The following is an 18,974-nucleotide window of genomic DNA, read 5'->3' on the forward strand; positions in this document are numbered from 1 at the left end:
GCGCGGGAACCGGCAACGGTCCCATCATGCCAGGTCGGCCATGCGCTAACCGGTGACGGCCAGCCCAGCGGCCAAGGCCAGCGCGACGGCCATCATCGTCAACTCGACCATCGACCGCGACCGCGATACCCCCGCGGTGGCCCGATGCGAACGCGCGGCGGGCAGCCACATCGTGCGGTTGCGCCAGCCCAGCACCACCAATGCGGCCGTCACCACGATCTTCGCCGACAGCACCCGGCCGTATCCGGTGGTCCACAGATCCGCGGCGGCATCCAGCCTGACCACCGCGCTGAACGTGCCTGCGGCCACCAACGCCAGCACACACCCCAGCGATAGCGCCGAGAACCGTGGCAACATCCGGGCCCACTGCCCGCGGTGCTCGATCGTCAACACCAGCGCAGCCAGCGCGCCGCACCACAGCGCCGCCGCCAGCATGTGCACCGCCACCGCCAACCCGCCCAGCGCGCTGTGTGCGAAGTGACCCGTCAGCGGTCGCGCCACCACGCCGATGGCGGCCACCCCGGTCAGCACCGCCACCGTCGACACCGCATGAGGCGCGGCAAGCGCCGCCACGGCCACCGCCGCGGCGGCACCCAGCGCCACCAACCCGGACCGCCCGGCCGTCGTCGCGACGGCGAAATCAGCGACCGTGCCCGCGCCCAGCGCACGGACCGGGACGCCGGCGGTCTCGGCGGCCGCCACCACCAGCCGGGTCAGCTCCGATATCAGCCACACCACGGCGGTGACCGCCAGCGGGGTCGCGGCCCGCGAGATCACCTCGGCGCGGTGCCGGCTTGCGTCGAGCATCGGCACCGCGGCCAACCCGAGCGTGACGACCGCCGCGCACACCGAGACCGCGCGCACCAGCGTCATGGTCAGCGACGCCTGCGGATACGCCAGCGCCCACGCCAGCACCGAGGCGGCCGCCACCACCAGCGTCGCGCCGGCCACCGCCCTGCGAGGCGTCACGTGCGGCGCCGCACCGCCCACAGGACAGCCCCGCCGACGATCACCACGACGCCGACATAGAGCGGCCACATCGGGAACCCGTCGTCGCCCGCATCATCGGCCGCCGTGGCCGGCGGGCCCGGGGTGCCGGTGCCCGCCGCCGTGAGCTCAAAGGCCCAGGACCCGGAGATGACGTGCCCGTCGGCCGAGGTCGCCCGGTAGTTGACGGTGTACGTGCCGGCCGGGCCCAGGGGGCGCACCCCGACGGAGACGACGGCGCCCTCGACCTTCGGTTCGCCCGTCGACCACAGGTTGTCGTCGGGTCCCACCACGGTCATCGCCGCGAACTGCGGCTGCATCGCCTCGTTGAACGTCGCGGCGACGGTGGCCGGTGACTCGGTCAACTGGGCGTTCTCGGCGGGGTCGGTGGCGATGCGGGTGGCGTGCGCTGACGCGCCGGCTGCCGTCGCCAGTGAGCCGGCCACCACCGCGACCGCCAGCAGCGCGGTCGCGAGAAGGCGTCTCATGACCGCCTCCGCGCCAGCAGCGCCCCGGCCCCGGCCACTGCGGCCAGCACCAACGCGCCGCCGGCCAGCCAGCGCGCCGTGGTGTCGACGCTGGAGGGCTGCGATGCGGTCGACTCGGTCAACTCCAGAACGGGCACGGGGAATTCGGGCTCGCCGCCGTCGGGCAGCAGCGGCTGGTCCCAGCGCACAACCTCGCCGTCCGAGTAGGTCTGGGTGGCCGGGAAGCTGACCGATTCGCTCTCGGGCAGCCGCACCGAGATCCGAAACAGCGCGAACTGGTCGGAGGAGATGCCTGTGCCGGGCGCCGCGGTCCAGGTGACCGACGAGACGGTGCCCGCGGCGACGTCGCGATCGAGGCGAGCCGTCCAGCCCGGCATCACCTCGGTTCGCGCCGACGTCACATCGGGCAGGTCGACGCTCAATTCTGTTGTCAGCGCGCCGGTTTCGGACTCACCGGGCACCCGGAACGTGACGGTGGCGGTGCTGCCCGCGGCAGCGTGGTCGGCCTCGGCGTGGACGTGGGCCGAAGCCGTCGCAGCGGTCGCCAACGCCCCGACCAGCCCGGTCGAAGCAGCGGCGGCAACGGCGATCAGGGCGCGCGAAGACGCCTTCGCGAAGGAACTCATGTGTATGGATGCTTTCTGGTGTCGGTTACGGGGGTTCGGATCAGCAGCAGGCGTGAACCGGTGGACCCCGATGTGACACCGAAGCGGCGAGCAACAACGCCGAACGCATCGGCTGATCGGCACGGTGAACCACGGCGACCGTCGTCGCGGCCACCGGCGGGCGCTCGACGCGCACCACCGCGCGCACGACCCGCAGCGCGGCGCGACACCACCGCTCGCCGGTTGCGATGAGTGCGGCGCCGACGCCGACGGCCACCACATGGGCGGCCGGCATGACCCAGGCGGGTAGGGCGGCAGCTTGGGCGTGGTCGTGGCCGACGGCCAGCATCGCGTGGCCGAGGAGTTGGCCGAGCGCCAGCAGCCCGATCAGGACTCGGATTTCACCGGCGCGCGGCAGGGCCGCGGCCACCGCGCCCACCGTCGCGGCCAGCACGGCCAGCTGCGTGGCCGACGCTCCGGTCGGCGGCGCACCGCTGCCGACCCCGTGCGCGGCGACCGCCAGTGCCGCGGTCAGCAGACCGCAGGACAACCCGCGGATGCGGACCGCGACGCGTGCCGGCGACATCGCCACCTCGGCTGCCACTCAGCTCACGCCAAGCCGTGCCATCAGATCGGCGTCGATGCCATCGAGCTGGCGGGCGATCGCGGCGTGCGAGGAGCGCCGACGCGGCGTCGGCATGTGCTCGGCGGCGGTGACGGCGGCCGACAGGTCGCTGAGCCGCTCGGTCATAGCCGCGACGAACTGCTTGGTCTCGGCGTCCTTGGGCTTCTTCTGGGCGACCAGTCGCACCGAGTTCTCCGCACCGGCGATGCGCGCCGACAGTTCGGCGCCGTGCCCGGAGAACTGGCCGAGTTGGCTGAGCGGAACACCCAGCCGTTCGGCTCGGCGTTCGTCGAGCACACCCCGCACCGAGGTGGCGGCGCGGTAGGCCAGCGGCACCACGACCGGGGCGAGCAACCGCGTCACCGTGAGCATCCTGCGGATCCGCCCCGGGGCGAAGACCTTGCCTTCCTGGGCGGCCTTCAACTGCGTCTCGGCCACCTTGAGCGCGGCGCGGTCGCTGTCGCGCTGAGCTTTCAGCTGCGCCTTGAGCGCCTTGTTGTCGGCCTTCTGCTCGGCTTTGAAGCGCCGGACCTCGTTCTTGGCCGACAGCTTGGCCTCGAGCTTGGCCTTGGCCTTGATGGCACGCGCCTCGGCCCGACGGGTGGCGCGGGTTTTGCGTCGCTTGAACGGGCTCATCCCGGCTGCCTCCCGGCTCTAGGTTCTGGTCACGGTGCAGCCCAACATTATCGTCCGGCACATCGGGGCCGAAGGTGGCGGCCTTGGCAGCACCATCGGTAACGGGCATGCTGGACCCACGGGGGCACCGCAAGGTTGGTCAACTGAGCAGAATCGCCCGCCTCAACGGGGCGGAGCGAGCATAGTGGACGTCGTTGATAGGGGGTTTGTGTATGGCTGCCAGCCGCCGTGTCACCCGCGCCGTGGGTGCGGTCCTGGATCTGGCCCCGCGACACGGGGAAGTATCGTTGACCCGTCTCGTCGATGCGGTCAGCAAGGACCGCGGGCGCCCGATCGAGCTGAAGATGGCCGAACTGCCGCCCGGAGTGTGCGGGCAGTGGCGCCAGTACACCGACCGCGACGTGTTCCTGATCCAGGAGGGCCTGCCCGCCTGGGACCGCACGTTGGCCCACGAACTCGGCCATCTGGTGCTCGGCCACGAGGGCATGCCGGTGGTCGAGGCGGCCCGCGAGAACGTCGAGGTGGCCAGCTTCGACCTCATCGGATACATGCTCAACCAACGGACCGGCTGCATGGGACCCGCAGGCGAGGACGCCGAGCAGGAGGCCGAGGACTTCGCCGCGCTGCTGCTTTACCGGCTGGGCCGGCTGCCATCTGACCGCTCGTCGATCGTCCAGGTACGGCTCGGAGAGGCGTTTGGTTGATCGTCTGGGTGATCGCCGGTCTGCTCGGATTGGCCACCGGTCTGCGCATCGGCTGGGCGCTGGTCAACAAGCAGTCGCTGGTGAGCACCGCGATGATCCTGGCGTTGGGCAGCCTCGGGTTGGTCGCCGCGCTGAACTGGCAACCGCTGACCCTCCTGGTCGACACGGCGCTGCACTGGCCGAACATCTCGATGGGGCTGACCCAGATCGCGTTGATCGGCTGCGCGGCGGGCAGCTCGGTGATGATCACCACCGTCTCGTCCGGACGTAAACCCGCCACGATCCGCAAGATCGCCATGGTGCAGTACGGCGTCGCCGCCGTCATCGCCACGATCAGCCTGATCGCCTTCTTCAGCGCGGGTCAGCAGCCCGAGATGGCGCCCGACGAGTATCTGCGGCAGAACCTCGATTCCGGCGGCAACTCGCTGCCGTGGTTGTTGCCTTTGCTCTACGTGCTGCTCGCGCTGTCGTTGGTGTCGTGGGCGGGGATGCGCTACTCCAACCGCAGCCGACGCGGACGCGCGCTGTTCGTCTTCACGGTCGGCATCGTGCTGATCGTCGCGGCGGCCGGGTTCTTCTTCCTACGCGTGGTCGGCGACACCGGTCCGGTGGGGGTGCGTACCGCGGCGACGCTTCTGGGGTGCGCGATGCTCGTCGTCGCGGCCGGATCGCTGCTGCCCAGCATCGAGGACTATTTCGGCGCCCGCCGCGAGCTGCGGGTCATCCAACCGCTGCTGACCGAACTGGGGCGTCGGCACCCAGACATCGGGATCGGCGTGCGTCCGCGCGGCCCGCTGGCCTTTCGGGTGGCCGAACGGATGTCGTTGATCTCCGACGCGCTGTTTCTGGAGGCCACCGCCGCAGACCACAAGCGCAAGCTACGCGTCGACGCGACCGGAGCCGGTTCTGACGTCGAGGACGCCGGCGAGGAGGTCGAGACGCCGGACGTGCCGCCGCGCGAACAGGGGCGCGCCATCGCGCAGTGGATCTACACCGGCCGCCAGGATGGCGCAGACGCGGAAAAGGCGGCCTATCCCGGTCCCGGCTGGCTGCGCCAACCGGAGAGCTATTCAGACCGCGAATGGATCCTCGAAATCGCAGAGCAGTACCGCATGCTTACCCGAGCCAGGAACGGCTCGGGGGACGCGTCCGGAAATACGCAGCCTCAACCGGCGTCGCGGTAAATCAACCCTGGTACTTCGCCGGGCCCTAAGGCCCGGCGAGCGGCGGGCTAATCGTCCAGGTGCTCCCGGCGACGCAACTCATCCACCTTCTGCGCGATGTCCTGCTGCGCTTCTGGGGACAGCCCGACGGTGCGTGCCGCAATACGGCGGACGCCCTCGTCGCGCATGTTGGCGAGCCAGGTCAGTTCCTTGTCGAGCTTCTCGTAGTACTCGTCGTCGGTGAAGTACGCCGGCTTGATCCGGAAGAAGTTGGCAAGGGCTGCCATGGTGGTCGCGGACGGGTTGGTGCGGTTGCCTGAGCGCAGCTGAGACAGGTACGGGGCTGACATCGTGACGCCCTCTGCCTTGAGCGCTGCGATCACTTCAGCCGACGTGTGCGGGCCCCGACCCGGTGGATAAACGGTGTCGAACAGCCGGTTTAGCCGGGCGGCGAACGTCGTGCTCATCGATATGACCTCCACATGCGTAGACGAGCGGGTTTATTGGCGGCGTATTTGCTGATCATCGTAGCGAGTGTTGTGCTGTCAACCAAGTGCAAACCGCGTAAAAGTTGACCCGCCTTGTCGTTGTCGGTAGCCGCCACGGGCGGTGGCGACGTCTGTAGGGTATGCGCATCGCGCAGGCCTGTGGGGCGTTCTGGCAAATAATGACGCTTGCGTCGTATTTGATTTGCCAGCCCGTTCGGCGCCGGCGCCCCAGTAATGGTGTCCAATCCCACTGGCAACGCCCATCACGCCGCCCCCGGGCGCTGGGAGCGTTTGCTGTTATCAAGTTGAGCTTAGTAACGAGGCGCCGTCGGCGCAGGCAGGCCGCCGGGCGACGCGCGTCGACGCCGCACGAGGCTGACGAGCAGCCCGCAGCTTGCGAGCGCGACCACCGAACCGGTGCCCAAAAGCGCGGCCCATCGCATCTGCAGGGCCGCGTCGAAGAGAAGCCACACGCCGAACGACAGAAACAGCACACTCGCCAGGTTGTGCAGGAACCGCACGGGCAATCGCTTGTGCAAAAACGCACCCGCCGCGATCGCCACCGCGTCGGCGGCCACCATCCCGACAGTCGCGCCGATCCACACCCCGGACCAGCGGTGGTCGCTGGCCAGCGTCACCGTCGCGAGCATCGTTTTGTCGCCCAGCTCGGCGAGCACGAACGACGACACGATCGCGGGAATGATCCAGCGGGTTTCGGCGACCCGAATGTCACCGTCGTCGCCGGTGCGGGCAGAACGCCACGTCCACACGGCGAACAGCACGAAGGCGATGGCCGCGGCGAACGCGATCGGACGGTCGGGCAGCGTCAGCCCGAGGAAATGGCCGATGGCCACCGAAAGGCCGTGCACCAGCAGCGCCGCCAGGCCGACGCCCGACAGCACCACCCACCACCGGTGACGCAGCGCGTAGGTCATGGCGATCAGTTGCGATTTGTCGCCCAGTTCGGCGACGAATACCACGGCGAGGCTGATCGCTATCGCGGTGAGCATGAAAACGACCTTTCGACTCGTCGCCGTCGGACTGCATGCTCAGCGGCCTGTCCGGCTTCGGTCGAAGGTCTCGCCCACCGCGCCCTTCAAGAGCTCGCGGTTCGCCGGCCGGGCTCGCGCCAGTATGTCGACACGACGATTGGGGGCTACTCCCCTTCGCTGATGAGACCGACCATAGCGGCGATATCCGCGGCGCGCCACCGCATACGGAGGTTTCGGGTACCCGAATCAAGTGTTCAGGCAGACGAATCTGCGCGTTCGAAAACCCTTACGCCGCAAGCAGCATCGCGAGAATGGCGGTGTCGGGATGGCTGATGGGATCCACTCCGACGCGGCTCACCATCGAGGTGACCGTGCCGTCCGCTTCGGCTTCCACCCACGCAGCGCGGTGTTCGAGGCCCAGGTGCGGAAGCCCGGGCAGCAGGACGCAACCCGACGCGGCACCCGTGCACTCGGGCAGTGACGGCATGGTTTCGGACGGCGGGTGCAGCATGAGCAGTGCGGGCGGCTGGTGCTGCGCGAAATGTCCTGGCGCAACCGCCGAATCACCGACCACTGTGCCCTCGGCGACCACAAGCCCGACGGTGTCGGGCTCGGGTTCATCGGGCAACTCCTCGCGAGCGCCGAAAATCGTTGTGGTGGCCAGCAAGCCGGGCAGAGACGCGACGCGCACGGCAAGGGTCAACAGCTGCGCCCATTCTTTGGTGGAGTCCGGCCAACGTCCGGAGATGACGAAGCCCTTCAAGGAACCTCGTGAATGAAACGGGGCGATGCCGATCGCCCGACCGGAGCTTTGTTCCATGTCGCCTCCGCGCCATTGTTATTGGCTCAGGATGCGTTGCAAATGCTTGGCACACAAGACGACACGAGTGCTAACGGTCGACTTTCGTTCGGACGACCCACACGACCCGGTAGGAATCTGCTGCGGCGACCCAGCCGAACTCGCGCGAATCCATGGCGCCCGGCACACCGGGATTCTCCGAGCGGGCCTCGAAAGTCGTACTGCTACCGGCTCGGCGCACCTCGCCGACGCGTTTGACGAGCCACCGGGAGGACAGCAGCGGATCGCGGAATACTCGCAGTTGGCCGGGCCGGGGCGGTCCGCAACGCAGTGCGAGCAGACCGTCTCCCGGCGTCAGCGTGGGCCGCATCGAATCTTCGACGACGGTGAATCGACGCAGCGGCCAACTGAACGGTCCATGGTTGCGGCCCACCCCCGAAGGGTAAGTTAGAGGCCATGCTGCATCGACTGTTCGCCAACGCAACCCCTGCCCATGCCCACTGCGATTTGTACTGCGGCGTGTACGACCCCGCCCAGGCCAAGATTGAAGCGCTTTCGTGTCTGAAGACGCTGCAGAAGTACCACGATTCAGACGATGACCACTTCCGCACCCGCTGCGTCATCATCAAGGAGCGCCAGGCCGAGGAGGTCAAGCATCACCTGATGGTGCTGTGGGCCGACTTCTTCACCAAGGAGCACTTCGACCAATTCCCCAACCTGCACCAGTTGTTCTGGGACGGTGTGCACGGTGCCGGTGACGTGAAGAAGTCGACCGACGTGGCCGTCGCCGAGAACCTGCTCAAGACCATCGACGAGATCGCCGACATCTTCTGGCAGACCGAGAAGGCCAAGGGCATGGGCGTCTACCCGCCCGCCTGACCGACGCCGTTTTCCATCCGCACACAGCCGCCGGAACGCTTTTCCGTTCCGGCGGCTTTTTCGTATCGCTTAGGGCGAGATCAGAACAGGACGATCAGGGCGAGGATGCCCAGCAGCACCAACGCGATGATGCCGGCGCGGACGCAGGCCACCAACTGCGAGCGGTTGTAGACGTTCGAGGAGGACTGCCACTCAGACGGCGGTACCGCGGATCCCGGACCCATCGGATATGACCCCATCAAGTACTCCTGACCTGCACGTCCGCTAGTTCTCCTCAGTGAGCACAGTCACACAAGTGCGAGTTGTGACGCCGATCATAGCGCTTGTGGACGGCCCCGTGAAATCGCCCGGCCGCCACGGTGCAGCGGGTGCTCATCGGTCCGGCCGGACGGCCAGAATTAGTACAGCTACCGATTTCGCTCGGCTCGGTGGAGTGTTGGTCAGAAGGCGTCCAGGTTATCCACAGTGATCTTCAGCAACCGCACAGATTGAGCGGCTCACAGCGGATTCCGGCCGATCATGGGCCTGTGGATGAACCTGTGGAAACTGTGGATAGCTCGAAATTGCTGACATCGGGCATCGGGCCGCAACTGCGAGGTCGTGTGCCGCCGTCGCTAGGCTGGTCGGATGATCCAGGTGTGTTCCCAGTGCGGAACGCGGTGGAATGTGCGCGACCGCCGCCGGGTCTGGTGCCCGCGCTGCAACGGCAGCCTCCTGGCCCCGACCGGTCCCGAACCGGGAACCGAATGGAGCGCCCCGGCCACTTCCGCGCGTCCGTCGTCCGGCGCGGCGCCCCCGCGGCTGCCGCCGGGCTACCGCTGGATTGCGGTGCGTCCGGGCACTCCACCGCCGCCGCGCCGCGTACGCAGACCGCTGGGCCCCACCCCGCGCTACCCGTTCATCCCCCGATGGGGGCTCACCGACCATTTCGAGCACGTCGAACCGCGGCAGTCGACGCCGCAGACCGGCCCGGCGCCGGCGAAGGTGCGCACGCTCCTCGTCGCGACCATGGTGGTGCTCGGCGCGGCCGCGCTGATCCACCTGGTGCGCTATGCGCTGTTGATCATCAACCGCGGCATGCTGCTCAACCCGTGGATCGCCGGGTCGGCGACGTGGTTGGGGGTCGGCATCAGTGTGATCGCGATGTTTTGCGTGGTCGCCAGCATCGTGGTGCTGGCCAACTGGCTGGTCGCCCGGCGCGCGGCCGCGTTCGCCCACCGTGGGCACGACGATCCCCGGCCGGCGTGGGCGCTGCGGGCCGGATGCCTGGTGCCGCTGGTCAACCTCGCGTGGGCGCCTGTCTTCGTGCTCGAACTCGCCGGCGTCGAGGAGCGGCTGACGTGGCTGCGCCGGCCCGTGGTGGTGTGGTGGCTGGTGTGGCTGGCCAGCTACGCCGTATCGATCTGGTCCATCGCGACCAGCTTCACCCAGGACGCCCAGGGCATCGCCGACAACACCGTGACGACCACCGTGGCCTACCTGCTGGCGCTGGCCGCGCTGCTGCTGGCCTACAAGGTTTTCGAGGGCTTCGAACGGCAACCCGTCGAGCGGCCGTCCAAACGCTGGGTGGTGGTTACCGAGCCCGAACCCGCAGAAGCAGCCGAGGCCTCCGAGCAGCGCCCGGCAACCGCAGCCGTATGACTTCGGACGCCGGCGAGCCCGCCGGATCGGCGAGTCCCGGGCCGGCACCCGGGACTCACCCCTTCGTGGTGGCACACCGCGGCGCCTCGGCCGACCGGCCCGAGCACACCCGGGCGGCCTACGAACTGGCGCTGGAAGAGGGCGCCGACGGCGTCGAGTGCGACGTGCGCCTGACCCGCGACGGCCACCTGGTGTGCCTGCACGACCGCCGGGTCGAGCGCACGTCGAACGGCACCGGTGTCGTCAGCGAGATGACGCTGGCGCAGTTGCGTGAACTCGACTACGGCTCATGGCATCCCAGCCAGCGCAACGATGCCGGTTCCGGCGACACCGGGCTGTTGACGCTGGACGAACTGATCTCGCTGGTGCTGGACTGGAACCGTCCGGTCAAGCTGTTCATCGAGACCAAACACCCCGTTCGCTACGGCGCGCTGGTGGAGAGCAAGGTGCTGGCCCTGCTGCACCGCTACGGCATCGCGGCACCGCCGTCGGCTGATCTGGCCCGCGCCGTGGTGATGTCGTTCTCCGCGGCGGCGGTGTGGCGGATCCGGCGTGCGGCGCCGATGCTGCCGACGGTGCTGCTCGGCGACACGTCGCGCTTTCTGGGCGGCAGCGCGGCCACCACGGTGGGGGCCACCGCCGTGGGTCCCTCGATCATGACGCTGCGTCAACATCCCGAACTGGTCGACCGGGCCGCCGCGCAGGGCCGGGCGTTGTACTGCTGGACCGTCGACCATTTCGAGGACGTCGGCTATTGCCGTGATCTCGGGGTGGCGTGGGTGGCCACCAACCATCCCGGCCGCACCAAGACCTGGCTGCAGGACGGGCTGACCGGCGCCGGTCGCTAACCCGGCCGCTGGCGGCCTTCGGAGTCGCGGAATCCTCTCTGCCAAAACCACGTACCTTCCCAGTGAATTGCTTGCTGACAAGGATTACGGCTGGGCGTCGAGCACCGTTTGAGGCACCGGTGAATCGGTACGCAGCGCCTCGAATAATTGGTCCGCGGCGTCGTCATTCCAAACCACCACCGAACCCGAATTGTTGCCGGTGAATTGGCCGATCGGCACGGTCACGGTGGTGACGTCGCCGCGCAGGGCCCATGCCAGCCGCACCAGGTCCCAGATGTGGGCACCCTCGTCGACGGCGACGGCCTTGCTCACCGACTCGGCCATCGGTTGCCAGCGCAGCGGGTTGAGCAGCACCGCGGGGCTGGCCGCACGCTGCAGCAGGGCGGCCATGAAGGCGCGCTGATGGATCATCCGGTCCAGGTCGGCGCGTGGTGTCGCGCGGGTACGGACGTAGCCGAGCGCGCTGCGCCCGTCGAGCTTCTGGCATCCAGCGGGCAGGTCGATGCCGGCCAGCGGATCGGAAATCGGTTGGTCGAGGCACATCGTCACGCCGCCGACGGCGTCGACCATTTCCGCGAAACCGTCGAACCCGATCTCGGCGTAGTGGTCGAGGCGCAGCCCGGTCGCCTGCTCGACGGTCTGGGCCAACAGCGGCGCGCCGCCGAGCGTGAACGCCGCATTGATCTTGTCGCTGCCGTAGCCGGGCACTTCGACGTAGGAGTCCCGCGGGATGGACACCATCGTGGTTTCGTTGCTCGACCCGAGCGCGGGGAGGTGCACCAGCAGGATGGTGTCGGTGCGGCCGTCGCCGATGTCGCCGCCGGTGGCGAGGTCGGCCTGCTGTTCGGGTGTCAGGTTGTGGCGGCTGTCGGATCCGACGAGCAGCCACGTGGTTCCCGCGCCTGCCGCGGGACGCTCGCCGTAGTTCGGCAGCGCCGGTATGCGGTGCAGCGAGCGGTCCAGCCACACGCCGGTGGCCACCACCGCGACGATCACCACCAGCAGGCACGCGAGTAGCACGCGGCCCCAATGCCGTTTGCGCCGTGGCTTTTTCGCTTTCGGCGCGGGCGGCGGCTGTGGCTGACGCACCGCGGGCGGTGGCGGCCTGCGCGGCGGCGGCGGCCTGCGCGGCGGCGGCTGGCGTGGGGGAGGCGCTTGACGAGGGGGTGGGGGCGGCACCTTGTGCGGGGGAGGTGGCGGCGGTCTGCGCGACGGCGGCGGACGGAAGTTGGGGTCTCGCCGGATCACCTGAGACGGCTCCTGACGACTGCGGGGGTCCACACCCCGAGGCGGTCGCGGATCGTCGTTCACAGCAAGAAATCTACGTGGCGACCGCTGGTTTTTATTGCAGCCAGCCGAGGTGCCCTGCCGCCAGGGCGTATCCGATGAACGCGACCGCGTCGATCAGCGCATGCGCGATGATCAACGGCCACAGCCGCCCGGTGCGCAGGTAGGCATAACCGAACACCAGGCCCATCGCGACGTTGCCGAGACCGGCGCCGAAACCCTGGTACAGATGGTAGAGCCCGCGCAACACGCTCGAGGCGACGACGGCGACCACCGGATTGACCCGCAGTTGGCGCAGCCGGGTGAGCAGGAAGCCGACGACGATCACTTCCTCGGCCCAGCCGTTGGCGAACGACACCAGCAGCAGCACCGGGATGCGCCACCACGTGTCGTAGAGTTCGGCGGGTTCCACCGACGCGTTGAGGCCGAGGATGCGCGCGATCTGGTACAGCGCCAGGCCCGGCACCCCGATCAGCGCGGCAAGCCCGATGCCGCCGAGCACGTCGGGCCGCCACCTCGGCAGGCCGAGACCTATCCGGTCCGGGCCAAAACCGCTGCGCCACAACAGGTATACGGCCAGCGCGCCCCACGCCAGCAGTTGGAACACCCCGGCCAGGTTGAGGCCGAGGTCGATCAGGTCGAACTGTGAACGGCGTGGGTTGAGCGCGACGACCTGCCCGGCCAGGCCGAGCAACACCGATTCGACAAGGCGCAGCAGCGCGGTGTAGGCCGAGAGCGCGAACGTCACGACCAGCACGACGGTGACCTCGATGCGCAGCGCGCGTCGCTGCGTTTCGGTCAGTTCGTCTGGGCCGCCAGTCACCGCAGCTACGGTAGCGGGCGGTGAAGCGGGTCAGGGCCGGCGCGCACGCAGCCCGTTGAGGAAGGGGCAGCCCAGCAGCACCCTGATCGCCTGGGACAGGCCGGTGACGTCGTCGACGGGTTTGGCGAACGGCAGCCGCACGTCGTGGTCGCCCTCGTCGTTCTCCACCCGCAGCCGCACCCCGTAGCGGTCCAGCCCCAGCGGGCGGACGCGGCCCCGGCGCAGCGACATCGGCAGCCGGGTGGCCAGCCGGTCCACCACATCGCGGTGCGCTGACTCCAGATGCTGGACCCAGCAGACCTCCATGGCGCTGAACGGATCCGGCTGCGCCTCGAGCAGTTCGGTCACACCGATCGATTCGGCGCCGGCGGAATCGGCGACCACCACCGAGTCCACCTCCAGCCGCACCAGTGCGTAGCGCAGCTCGCCGTCGTCGCGGGCCGGACCGGCGTTGACAGAAAGCAGCGCGGGGTTGGGATCCTCGGAGGCGATCAGGTCGAGCAGGGCCGGAACCTCGGCGCCGGGCACGTGGTGCAGGCGACCGCGGATCCACACCAGCGAGCGCACCGGTTCGCGCAGCGGCAGCGGCGCGTAGTCAGTCATCTCCAGGACGGCGGGCACACCGGTGGGCTCCGCGGTGACCACCTTGCCGGCCAACGTGCCGCCGAGCGGAACGGTGATCGCGAACGAGCCGTCGTGCAACAGATGGTGCACCGGGGACTCGGCGGGATCGACGCCCCCGACCGCGAGCATCGCCCCGCCCGCCCTGGCGCATGCACTGCGGATTCGTTCTGCCGTCGTCGGTGCTATCAGGGTCGCAACCATGTCCCTCCTCAAGATTAGGTGAGCCTAACTTAACTAGGCGCCGGGGAATCACGCAAGGCTTACGTGCAGCGGAACGGGATTACCGCGGTGAACCGATAGGGTTGGCTCGTGCCACGCATCGCCTATCTCGGACCCGAGGGAACCTTCACCGAGGCGGCGCTGCGCAAGATGGCAGCCACCGACATGGTCCCGCACACGGCGGCGACGGCGGACGTGGTTCCGGTCGCGTTCGACAGCGCGGCGGCCGCGCTGGCGGCGGTTCGGTCCGGCGACGCCGAGTTCGCGTGCGTGCCGATCGAGAACTCGATCGAGGGTGCGGTGCTGCCGACGCTCGACAGCCTGGCGGCGGGAACACCGCTGCAGATCTTCGCAGAACTCACGCTGGATGTGGCGTTCACGATCGTCGTTCGGCATGGCGTCACGGCCGCCGAGGTGTCCACCGTCGCGGCGTTTCCGGTGGCCGCCGCGCAGGTGCGCCAGTGGCTGGCGGACCGCCTGCCCGCAGCGCAGGTGGTGCCGGCCTATTCGAACGCCGCGGCCGCGCACGACGTCGCCGAGGGACGCGCCGACGCCGGGGTGAGCACGGCGCTGGCCGCCGAACGCTGCGGGCTGGCCGCGTTGGCCACGGGCGTCGTCGACGAGGCCAACGCCCGCACCCGGTTCGTGCTGGCCGGCCCGCCCGCGGCGCCGCCGCAGCGCACCGGCGCCGACCGCACGTCGGTGGTCCTGCGCCTCGACAACGAGCCGGGCGCGCTGGTCTTGGCGCTGACCGAGTTCGCCGTGCGCGATATCGATCTCACCCGCATCGAATCCCGCCCGACCCGAACCGAGTTGGGCACCTACGTGTTTTTCCTGGACTGTGTCGGGCACATTGACGACGATGCGGTCGCCGAGGCACTAAAGGCGTTGCACAGGCGTTGTTCAGATGTGCGTTATCTAGGTTCCTGGCCGACGGGATCGGCCGCCGGCGCGGTGCCACCACAGTTGGACGAGGCATCCCGCTGGTTGACGCGGTTGCGGGAGGGCAAGCAGTGAGTGGGCGGTTGGTGCTGGTTCGGCACGGACAGTCACATGCCAACGTCGAACGGCGGCTGGACACGCGTCCGCCGGGGGCCGCGCTGACCGACCTGGGACGCAACCAGGCACGCACGTTCGCCAGGCGCGCCGCGTCGACGACCCGCCCCGGGCTGCTGGCGCACTCCGCGGCCGTGCGGGCCGGCCAGACCGCCCATGAAATCGCGGCCGAACTTCGGTTGGACACTTACGAATTCGAGGGCATCCACGAAGTCCAGGTCGGCGATCTAGAGAACCGCAACGACGATGCGGCCATCGCCGAGTTCGAGTCGGTCTACCAACAGTGGCATCAGGGCGATCTCGAGGTGCCGATGCCCAACGGCGAGTCGGGCCGTGACGTGCTCGACCGGTATCTGCCCACGGTCACCGAGTTGCGGCTGCGTCACCTCGACGACGCCTCCTGGCACGACGACATCGTCGTCGTCAGCCACGGCGCGGCGATCCGGCTGGTGTCGGCGGTGCTGGCGGGTGTGGACAGCAGCTTCGCGCTCGACCGCCACCTCGGCAACGCCGAGTCGATCGTGTTGGCGCCGATCACCGACGGCCGCTGGAGCTGTGTGCAGTGGGGCGCGTTGACGCCGCCGTTCTATCCGGAGCCCGACGTGAGCCCGGTCGAGGACGCGCTGCAGTCAGCTGACCCGATGGGCTGACACCGCGACGCCGCACAGGCAGCCGACGGCCTCGCAATCGATCCGAAACACGTGCACCACCTCCGGCATCGCACAGTCGGGTTCCGTGCACTCGGCGCGATCCGCCGCGTGATGGATGACGGTGCCGTGGCAGTGTTCGAGCCCCGTTCGGCACTCGCGGCACTCACTGCTCATGGCCCGTTTCTAGCACTGCGCGCCGACGATTCGCGGATGCCGCGCCCGCCTAGCCCCAACCCAGTTCGTGCAGGCGCTCGTCGTCGATGCCGAAGTGGTGGCCGATCTCGTGGATGACGGTGATCGCCACCTCCTCGACCACCTGCTCCTCGGTTTCGCACGTGTCCAGCAGTGCCTCTCGGTAGATCGTGATGGTGTCCGGTAGCGAGCCGGCGGCGTACCAGGAGTCGCGTTCGGTCAGCGCAGTGCCCTGATACAGCCCGAGGAGATCGGGTTCCTCCTCGTTGCGGTCCTCGACGAGCACGACGGCGTTGTCGATCGCCGCGGCGAGCTTGGGCGGTATGAGATCGAGCGCTTCGGAGACCAACTCGTCGAACCTCTGCGGGCTCATCCGCGCCGCCACTACGGCACCGGTGGTGGCGGCGGCGCAGGAGCAGGCGCGGGCGGCGGGGGCGCAGGTGCGGGCGCCGGCGCGGGCGGGGGAGGTGGCGGCGGCAGGCCTGGCGGCGGAGGCGGCGGCGGAGCACCTGGCGGCGGAGGCGGCGGCGGAACACCCGGCGGCGGTGGCGGCGGCGGAGCGCCACCGAGGAACGTGTTGCCGGGCTGTTCGGCTTCCGGCGCGCCCTCGCTGCCCGGCGGACCGTGATGCGTCCCGTCCGAGCTGCCGCCGCTGTGGGTGTTGCCGCTGCTACTGCTGCTGTTACTGCCGCTGCTGCTGCTGTTGCTTCCGCTGCTCGAGGACTGATTGCTGCTCGCGGCCGAGGAACTGCTGATCTCCGGCATCGGGATCGGCGGGAAGTTCAGCCGCTCCTGCGGGATGTCGGGCGGCGGAATCGGCGGCTGACCGTTGATCAGCAGCGGCCCCTTGGCGCTGTTGAGCAGCGTCGACCAGCCACCGTTGCCGAGCGTGGCCCCGATGCTGCACGACACCTGGCGGCTGCCCGCCGACCAGCTCGGCAGCGAAATGGTGCTGTAGATCAGCGTCAGCGTGGTGCTGCGCAGCTCGATGGGCGCCAGGTAGTCGTCGGTCATCCGGGTGCAGGCGTCCTTGATGAACGCGTCCTGCTCGTTCTCCGGCGGAAGCGCGTCGGGGAACCGCTCGGCCAGGTTGACCGCGCCGGTCACCTCCATTGCGTGGGGTGCCGCGCAGTCGACGGGAACGTCGGTGGGCTGGTTGGTCGACGGATCGATGCCCAGGCAGGTACCCGCGGGCCACACCTTGGACTGGTCGATGTCGGCGACCTTGCCCTTGAACGGCAGCTGCTGGTTGTTGGGTCCGGGCAGTTGCAGACCGCACAGCATGCGCCGTTCGTCCTGGTTGCGCCACGCCCGTTCGCCCGACCACAGCATGCTCACCGTGAACCGGCTGTTCGGGTCGTAGTTGGCCCCGAGGTAGCGCCGCACCGACGTCGAGCACTGCTCCTGGCTGATCTGCTGGATACGCGCCGGCGACGGCGGCTCGGCGTCGGGCCCGTACTCGCTGCCCGGGTAGATGCGCATATCGACCGACTGGGCGACCTCGAAGCGGTGCTCGTCTTTGCAGTCGACGATCTCGGCGGCGTCGGGCGTGCTTTCGGGCCAATTCAGACAGTCACCGGCCTTGGCGTGCTCGAAGGTCTCGTTACCGCGCGGACCCAACGAGATCGTGCTGGCGGTTAGCCCCGTCGCACCGTCACGCTGCGGCACCGCGGTGATCAAACCGGCGATGAGCAGGGCGCCGAGCGCGGTCAACAGCAACCCGCGGCGCGTCGGCGTGGCATTCAAGCTCTTCCACCACGCCGCCCGCTGCGGCTGCTCGTCAGCCTCGGGAGCCTCGGGTACGTCCAACATCTGCTCCATTGTGACAGGCGTGTCGGGTCATGTGACAAGCGATGCATTTGTAAAGTTATGTGGTTGTGGCTCGCAACACAGCCCGCCGGTAGAAATCGAGGCTCTCGACCCCGCGCGGTGGGCCGAAAGTAGTGTTGCGGCCGTGATCGACCTCAGGCTGCTGCGCGAAAATCCGGATACCGTCCGCGCGTCGCAACGCGCTCGGGGAGAGGATCCCGGCCTCGTCGACGTGCTGCTCGAATCCGACGCCGTGCGGCGGGCCGCGGTGACCGCCGCCGACAACCTGCGCGCCGAGCAGAAAGCCGCCAGCAAGAAGGTGGGCAAAGCCGCACCGGACGACCGGCCGGCGCTCCTCGAAGAGGCCAAGAACCTCGCCGAGAAGGTCAAGGCGGCCGAAGCCGAGCAGGGGCAGGCCGAAAAGGCTTTCACCGCAGCGCATATGGCGATCTCCAACGTCATCATCGACGGGGTGCCCGCAGGCGGTGAGGACGACTTCGTCGTGCTGGAAACGGTCGGCGAACCGCGCGCCGTCGAGAACCCCAAGGACCACGTCGAACTCGGCGAATCGCTGGGGCTGATCGATCTGGAGCGCGGCGCCAAGGTGTCGGGTGCGCGGTTCTACTTCCTCACCGGCGCCGGTGCGCTGCTGCAACTCGGGCTGATGCAGCTCGCGGCGCGGCTGGCGACCGACAACGGGTTCACGCTGATGGTCCCGCCGGTGCTGGTACGCCCCGAGGTGATGGCGGGCACCGGGTTCCTCGGCGCGCACAGCGACGAGGTGTACCGCATCGAATCCGACGACCTCTATCTCGTCGGCACCTCCGAGGTGCCGTTGGCCGGCTACCACGCCGACGAGATCCTCGACCTGTCCGGCGGGCCGCTGCGCTATGCCGGCTGGTCGTCGTGCTTTCGTCGGGAGGCGGGCAGCCACGGCAAGGACACCCGCGGCATCATCCGCGTGCACCAGTTCGACAAGGTCGAAGGGTTCGTCTACTGCAAACCTGAGCAGGCCGAGGCCGAACATGACCGGCTGCTCGGCTGGCAGCGCGAGATGCTGGCCCTGATCGAGGTGCCGTACCGCATAATCGACATCGCCGCAGGGGATCTCGGGACGTCAGCGGCGCGCAAGTTCGACTGCGAGGCATGGGTTCCGACCCAGCAGACGTATCGCGAGTTGACCTCGACATCGAATTGCACCACGTTTCAGGCGCGTCGGCTCGCGGTGCGCTACCGCGACGACAACGGCAAGCCGCAGATCGCCGCGACGCTCAACGGCACCCTGGCCACCACCCGCTGGCTGGTCGCGATCCTGGAGAACCACCAGCAGCCCGACGGCAGCGTGCGGGTACCAGAAGCCTTGGTGCCGTTCGTCGGCACCGAAGTGCTCGAACCCAAGCGGTAGCGCAGGTTTCGCTGCCTCCAGCCGGGGTATCGCCTTCGAACCCTTCAGGAGGAG

The 18,974-nt window shown here is 68.9% G+C and carries 24 protein-coding genes; 8 read left to right on the forward strand and 16 right to left on the reverse strand.

Translation table 11 applies throughout. From position 1 onward, the window contains the following. Positions 1-45 precede the first annotated feature (45 nt). The 5 genes from ABQE93_RS05580 to ABQE93_RS05600 are packed head-to-tail and all read right to left on the reverse strand — an operon-like array spanning position 46 to position 3,341. Positions 46-990, reverse strand: coding sequence for a CopD family protein (locus ABQE93_RS05580; RefSeq protein ID WP_448406266.1), 945 nt, complete (start codon positions 988-990; stop codon positions 46-48). Further along, the gene (locus ABQE93_RS05585; RefSeq protein ID WP_448406267.1) at positions 966-1,475 is read right to left on the reverse strand and encodes a copper resistance CopC family protein; all 510 of its coding nucleotides are present in this window, start codon (positions 1,473-1,475) and stop codon (positions 966-968) included. The genes ABQE93_RS05580 and ABQE93_RS05585 overlap by 25 nt, the downstream gene beginning before the upstream one ends. Continuing rightward, positions 1,472-2,101 carry a YcnI family copper-binding membrane protein gene (locus tag ABQE93_RS05590; RefSeq protein ID WP_448406268.1) on the reverse strand — a complete coding sequence of 210 codons (630 nt, stop codon included), beginning with the start codon at positions 2,099-2,101 and terminating at the stop codon, positions 1,472-1,474. Before ABQE93_RS05590 ends, ABQE93_RS05585 begins: the two co-directional genes overlap by 4 nt. A gap of 40 nt (positions 2,102-2,141) precedes the next feature. Further along, positions 2,142-2,684: a hypothetical protein gene (locus ABQE93_RS05595; protein WP_448406269.1), complete on the reverse strand. Its 543-nt coding sequence runs from the start codon at positions 2,682-2,684 to the stop codon at positions 2,142-2,144. Further along, positions 2,685-3,341: a DUF6474 family protein gene (locus ABQE93_RS05600; RefSeq protein WP_448406270.1), complete on the reverse strand. Its 657-nt coding sequence runs from the start codon at positions 3,339-3,341 to the stop codon at positions 2,685-2,687. A 212-nt stretch (positions 3,342-3,553) separates the two neighbouring features. On the opposite strand from ABQE93_RS05600, the gene ABQE93_RS05605 reads away from it, so the two are divergent. Both ABQE93_RS05605 and ABQE93_RS05610 read left to right on the forward strand, forming a co-directional pair. Beyond that, positions 3,554-4,045 carry an ImmA/IrrE family metallo-endopeptidase gene (locus tag ABQE93_RS05605; protein WP_448406271.1) on the forward strand — a complete coding sequence of 164 codons (492 nt, stop codon included), beginning with the start codon at positions 3,554-3,556 and terminating at the stop codon, positions 4,043-4,045. Further along, positions 4,042-5,229 carry a hypothetical protein gene (locus ABQE93_RS05610; protein ID WP_448406272.1) on the forward strand — a complete coding sequence of 396 codons (1,188 nt, stop codon included), beginning with the start codon at positions 4,042-4,044 and terminating at the stop codon, positions 5,227-5,229. The genes ABQE93_RS05605 and ABQE93_RS05610 overlap by 4 nt, the downstream gene beginning before the upstream one ends. A 47-nt stretch (positions 5,230-5,276) precedes the next feature. On the opposite strand, the gene ABQE93_RS05615 is transcribed toward ABQE93_RS05610, so the two are convergent. The 4 genes from ABQE93_RS05615 to ABQE93_RS05630 all read right to left on the reverse strand — a co-directional run bounded on the left by ABQE93_RS05615 (position 5,277) and on the right by ABQE93_RS05630 (position 7,857). Then, positions 5,277-5,675: a transcriptional regulator gene (locus ABQE93_RS05615; RefSeq protein WP_448391744.1), complete on the reverse strand. Its 399-nt coding sequence runs from the start codon at positions 5,673-5,675 to the stop codon at positions 5,277-5,279. Between the two features lie 332 nt (positions 5,676-6,007). After that, the gene (locus tag ABQE93_RS05620; protein ID WP_448406273.1) at positions 6,008-6,706 is read right to left on the reverse strand and encodes a TMEM165/GDT1 family protein; all 699 of its coding nucleotides are present in this window, start codon (positions 6,704-6,706) and stop codon (positions 6,008-6,010) included. 268 nt (positions 6,707-6,974) lie between these two features. Continuing rightward, positions 6,975-7,508 carry a peptidase gene (locus tag ABQE93_RS05625; protein WP_448406274.1) on the reverse strand — a complete coding sequence of 178 codons (534 nt, stop codon included), beginning with the start codon at positions 7,506-7,508 and terminating at the stop codon, positions 6,975-6,977. Between the two features lie 70 nt (positions 7,509-7,578). Next, positions 7,579-7,857: a S26 family signal peptidase gene (locus ABQE93_RS05630; RefSeq protein WP_448406540.1), complete on the reverse strand. Its 279-nt coding sequence runs from the start codon at positions 7,855-7,857 to the stop codon at positions 7,579-7,581. A gap of 86 nt (positions 7,858-7,943) precedes the next feature. Between ABQE93_RS05630 and sodN the strand changes: the two genes are divergently transcribed. Beyond that, the gene (gene sodN, locus ABQE93_RS05635) at positions 7,944-8,366 is read left to right on the forward strand and encodes a superoxide dismutase, Ni (RefSeq protein WP_448406275.1); all 423 of its coding nucleotides are present in this window, start codon (positions 7,944-7,946) and stop codon (positions 8,364-8,366) included. Between the two features lie 80 nt (positions 8,367-8,446). Here the strand turns inward: sodN and ABQE93_RS05640 are convergent, their stop codons facing one another. Then, a complete protein-coding gene (locus ABQE93_RS05640; RefSeq protein ID WP_427055728.1) occupies positions 8,447-8,605 on the reverse strand; it encodes a hypothetical protein in 159 nt (52 codons plus the stop codon). A 388-nt stretch (positions 8,606-8,993) separates the two neighbouring features. Here ABQE93_RS05640 and ABQE93_RS05645 point away from each other — a divergent pair, with 388 nt between their 5' ends. Together ABQE93_RS05645 and ABQE93_RS05650 are read left to right on the forward strand one after the other, a co-directional pair. Next, a complete protein-coding gene (locus tag ABQE93_RS05645; RefSeq protein WP_448406276.1) occupies positions 8,994-10,007 on the forward strand; it encodes a DUF4328 domain-containing protein in 1,014 nt (337 codons plus the stop codon). Continuing rightward, positions 10,004-10,855: a glycerophosphodiester phosphodiesterase gene (locus tag ABQE93_RS05650; RefSeq protein ID WP_448406278.1), complete on the forward strand. Its 852-nt coding sequence runs from the start codon at positions 10,004-10,006 to the stop codon at positions 10,853-10,855. The genes ABQE93_RS05645 and ABQE93_RS05650 overlap by 4 nt, the downstream gene beginning before the upstream one ends. Positions 10,856-10,939: 84 nt before the next feature. Here ABQE93_RS05650 and ABQE93_RS05655 read toward each other — a convergent pair whose 3' ends face one another. The 3 genes from ABQE93_RS05655 to ABQE93_RS05665 are packed head-to-tail and all read right to left on the reverse strand — an operon-like array spanning position 10,940 to position 13,790. After that, a complete protein-coding gene (locus tag ABQE93_RS05655) occupies positions 10,940-12,166 on the reverse strand; it encodes an LCP family protein (RefSeq protein ID WP_448406279.1) in 1,227 nt (408 codons plus the stop codon). Between the two features lie 31 nt (positions 12,167-12,197). Then, a complete protein-coding gene (locus ABQE93_RS05660) occupies positions 12,198-12,965 on the reverse strand; it encodes a CPBP family intramembrane glutamic endopeptidase (RefSeq protein ID WP_448406280.1) in 768 nt (255 codons plus the stop codon). Positions 12,966-12,995: 30 nt separating this feature from the next. Then, the gene (locus tag ABQE93_RS05665; protein WP_448406281.1) at positions 12,996-13,790 is read right to left on the reverse strand and encodes a DUF2470 domain-containing protein; all 795 of its coding nucleotides are present in this window, start codon (positions 13,788-13,790) and stop codon (positions 12,996-12,998) included. A gap of 108 nt (positions 13,791-13,898) precedes the next feature. Between ABQE93_RS05665 and pheA the strand changes: the two genes are divergently transcribed. Together pheA and ABQE93_RS05675 are read left to right on the forward strand one after the other, a co-directional pair. Further along, a complete protein-coding gene (gene pheA / locus ABQE93_RS05670; RefSeq protein ID WP_448406282.1) occupies positions 13,899-14,825 on the forward strand; it encodes a prephenate dehydratase in 927 nt (308 codons plus the stop codon). Then, positions 14,822-15,514 carry a histidine phosphatase family protein gene (locus ABQE93_RS05675; protein ID WP_448406284.1) on the forward strand — a complete coding sequence of 231 codons (693 nt, stop codon included), beginning with the start codon at positions 14,822-14,824 and terminating at the stop codon, positions 15,512-15,514. Before pheA ends, ABQE93_RS05675 begins: the two co-directional genes overlap by 4 nt. Here the strand turns inward: ABQE93_RS05675 and ABQE93_RS05680 are convergent. From ABQE93_RS05680 to ABQE93_RS05690, 3 genes are read right to left on the reverse strand one after another with little or no spacing between them, the layout of a single operon-like run. Next, positions 15,494-15,688 (reverse strand): hypothetical protein, encoded by a 195-nt coding sequence (locus tag ABQE93_RS05680; RefSeq protein WP_448406285.1) that lies wholly within the window; start codon positions 15,686-15,688, stop codon positions 15,494-15,496. The genes ABQE93_RS05675 and ABQE93_RS05680 overlap by 21 nt on opposite strands. A 49-nt stretch (positions 15,689-15,737) precedes the next feature. Next, positions 15,738-16,079 (reverse strand): metallopeptidase family protein, encoded by a 342-nt coding sequence (locus tag ABQE93_RS05685; protein WP_448406286.1) that lies wholly within the window; start codon positions 16,077-16,079, stop codon positions 15,738-15,740. A gap of 11 nt (positions 16,080-16,090) precedes the next feature. Then, positions 16,091-17,527: a septum formation family protein gene (locus tag ABQE93_RS05690; RefSeq protein WP_448406287.1), complete on the reverse strand. Its 1,437-nt coding sequence runs from the start codon at positions 17,525-17,527 to the stop codon at positions 16,091-16,093. Between the two features lie 133 nt (positions 17,528-17,660). On the opposite strand from ABQE93_RS05690, the gene serS reads away from it, so the two are divergent. Then, positions 17,661-18,920, forward strand: coding sequence for a serine--tRNA ligase (serS, locus tag ABQE93_RS05695; protein WP_448406288.1), 1,260 nt, complete (start codon positions 17,661-17,663; stop codon positions 18,918-18,920). The last annotated feature ends 54 nt before the right edge of the window (positions 18,921-18,974 follow it).

This window comes from Mycolicibacterium sp. XJ662 (genome assembly GCF_053484035.1).

Coding starts and splice junctions, on each gene's coding strand:
- ABQE93_RS05585 (WP_448406267.1), bottom strand. CDS start 1,475: ATGAGACGCCTTCTCGCGACCGCGCTGCTGGCGGTCGCGGTGGTGGCC.
- ABQE93_RS05590 (WP_448406268.1), bottom strand. CDS start 2,101: ATGAGTTCCTTCGCGAAGGCGTCTTCGCGCGCCCTGATCGCCGTTGCC.
- ABQE93_RS05600 (WP_448406270.1), bottom strand. CDS start 3,341: ATGAGCCCGTTCAAGCGACGCAAAACCCGCGCCACCCGTCGGGCCGAG.
- ABQE93_RS05605 (WP_448406271.1), top strand. CDS start 3,554: ATGGCTGCCAGCCGCCGTGTCACCCGCGCCGTGGGTGCGGTCCTGGAT.
- ABQE93_RS05615 (WP_448391744.1), bottom strand. CDS start 5,675: ATGAGCACGACGTTCGCCGCCCGGCTAAACCGGCTGTTCGACACCGTT.
- ABQE93_RS05620 (WP_448406273.1), bottom strand. CDS start 6,706: ATGCTCACCGCGATAGCGATCAGCCTCGCCGTGGTATTCGTCGCCGAA.
- ABQE93_RS05625 (WP_448406274.1), bottom strand. CDS start 7,508: ATGGAACAAAGCTCCGGTCGGGCGATCGGCATCGCCCCGTTTCATTCA.
- ABQE93_RS05630 (WP_448406540.1), bottom strand. CDS start 7,857: ATGCGGCCCACGCTGACGCCGGGAGACGGTCTGCTCGCACTGCGTTGC.
- sodN (WP_448406275.1), top strand. CDS start 7,944: ATGCTGCATCGACTGTTCGCCAACGCAACCCCTGCCCATGCCCACTGC.
- ABQE93_RS05640 (WP_427055728.1), bottom strand. CDS start 8,605: ATGGGGTCATATCCGATGGGTCCGGGATCCGCGGTACCGCCGTCTGAG.
- ABQE93_RS05645 (WP_448406276.1), top strand. CDS start 8,994: ATGATCCAGGTGTGTTCCCAGTGCGGAACGCGGTGGAATGTGCGCGAC.
- ABQE93_RS05650 (WP_448406278.1), top strand. CDS start 10,004: ATGACTTCGGACGCCGGCGAGCCCGCCGGATCGGCGAGTCCCGGGCCG.
- ABQE93_RS05665 (WP_448406281.1), bottom strand. CDS start 13,790: ATGGTTGCGACCCTGATAGCACCGACGACGGCAGAACGAATCCGCAGT.
- ABQE93_RS05680 (WP_448406285.1), bottom strand. CDS start 15,688: ATGAGCAGTGAGTGCCGCGAGTGCCGAACGGGGCTCGAACACTGCCAC.
- ABQE93_RS05685 (WP_448406286.1), bottom strand. CDS start 16,079: ATGAGCCCGCAGAGGTTCGACGAGTTGGTCTCCGAAGCGCTCGATCTC.
- ABQE93_RS05690 (WP_448406287.1), bottom strand. CDS start 17,527: ATGGAGCAGATGTTGGACGTACCCGAGGCTCCCGAGGCTGACGAGCAG.